Source organism: Pseudochryseolinea flava (genome assembly GCF_003286915.1).
Taxonomy (GTDB): Bacteria; Bacteroidota; Bacteroidia; order Cytophagales; family Cyclobacteriaceae; genus Ohtaekwangia; species Ohtaekwangia flava.
In genome coordinates, this window is sequence record NZ_QMFY01000044.1 from 1 (window position 1) to 1,598 (window position 1,598).

2 protein-coding genes are annotated in these 1,598 nt (G+C 43.1%); one reads left to right on the top strand and one right to left on the bottom strand.

Annotated features, from left to right (window positions below; all coding sequences use genetic code 11):
* Positions 1–222: 222 nt before the first annotated feature.
* Positions 223–1,038: a hypothetical protein gene (locus tag DQQ10_RS27680; RefSeq protein WP_133259793.1), complete on the bottom strand. Its 816-nt coding sequence runs from the start codon at positions 1,036–1,038 to the stop codon at positions 223–225.
* A gap of 160 nt (positions 1,039–1,198) precedes the next feature.
* Here DQQ10_RS27680 and DQQ10_RS27685 point away from each other — a divergent pair.
* The coding region (locus DQQ10_RS27685) for an IS110 family transposase (RefSeq protein WP_165824153.1) at positions 1,199–1,598 on the top strand (400 nt) is incomplete at its 3' end.

Sequence of the window (1,598 nt, forward strand, 5' to 3'; positions counted from 1 at the left end):
AAAAAGATGAACGCCCTTTCAAGGGCATGGTGAATGGACGCTCCATATCGCACAGGCGAATTACGCGTCCACCCTTGACAGAGCGTTCATTTTTTCGAATACAGCATTTGTAGAAAAATGAATTTTAATATGCATCCTGAGAATAGAAACACTAAATTCGTCTCAACGTTAGCAAAAGGGATTATTCATGGAATGCATTGTTATGGGCAGGGCGCACTCCGCTCATTTTTGATATTTCTTTCGATTGTCCTCGCTGAAAATGATCGGCATCGTCCATTTTCTTCTCTCAAGCTTTTCATGTCGATAGTAAACGTCCCATTCAGGTATTGCTTTGACAACTCGTTCTGCTTCACGATCAAACGTTGCATCATATCCGTTCATGACTTTAGTACTGTCGACAATACCGTTTTCATTCGCAGAGAATTGAATAAATACTTTTACAGGCTCCTTAGATTTGGGTAGTCTTGTCCAATTAATATGTGAGTAGATAAATTCTTTTAACTTTTCTGGATCTTTGCTGTAATTCGACTGTCTTGACTTAGAATTATCATAAGTCTTTGTCCCAATAAGTCCACCGTTTCTGAATTGAAACTCTAACTCTTTTTCGTAGAGAGATTCATATCCCATGTGAACGTAGTATAATTGTTTCCCCTGTGGAGCAATAATGTTGCCTGTAACCCAGTCAGCTTTGACTTTCCCGTCTACAAACTTACTACCGAAAAGTGCCGTCAAATCAGCTTTGATTTTGTCATCATAAAAACAACAGCTAAAAATTCCGGTCAGGTAAAGTTGTCCGTCTATGATAACCCACTCTGCTTGATATCCTCGCCAGCATGCTGTCGAGTTACAGCCTTCTTTATCGCCAAAGAACTTTGGTCTTTGTGAATCATCACTGTAGAGTAATTCGAGTGGGTTGGCAAATATTGAAAGAGTGTCTCCCTTATACACGAGTCTATCCGGAACCTGTGCGGTCCCAAATGTCTTGAACACCGAGATGGTCGAAAGTAGAATGAATAATATTAAGTCTAATCGGTTCACGTCCTTTATTTAGCCTTGCCCATAACGCTTTGCTATACGTTGTGCCGGCACTCCAAAGATATCAAAATAAAACGTCACGGTGCCGGCATGACGTATAGTTCCCATGTAATCATCCCGGCTCCGTTTGTGCGTTCGTAAATTTGTTCAAAACACCGGAGATATGGAAACACTTTCTCAACATCTATTCAAATTGTATGTCGGTATTGACGTGCACAAGAAGCAGTGGAGTGTCAGCATCTTCACTGACGCGGCACATCATCGTACATTCACGCAACCGCCTTCGCCGGAGGCATTGAAAACATACCTTGATCGAAACTTCCCGGGCGCTGCGGTCATCTGTGCTTACGAAGCCACCAAACTTGGATACTGGATTTACAGGGAGCTCAAACCTTTCGGTTTTGAATGCCTTGTCGTAAACGCTGCCGATATTCCGACATCCGATAAAGACGCGTCCAGCAAAACCGATCCGGTTGATAGCCGAAAAATCGCGAAGGCACTCCGCGCGAACTTGCTAACGTCAATCCACGTACCTGACATCGTCACCCAAGGCGATCGACAAC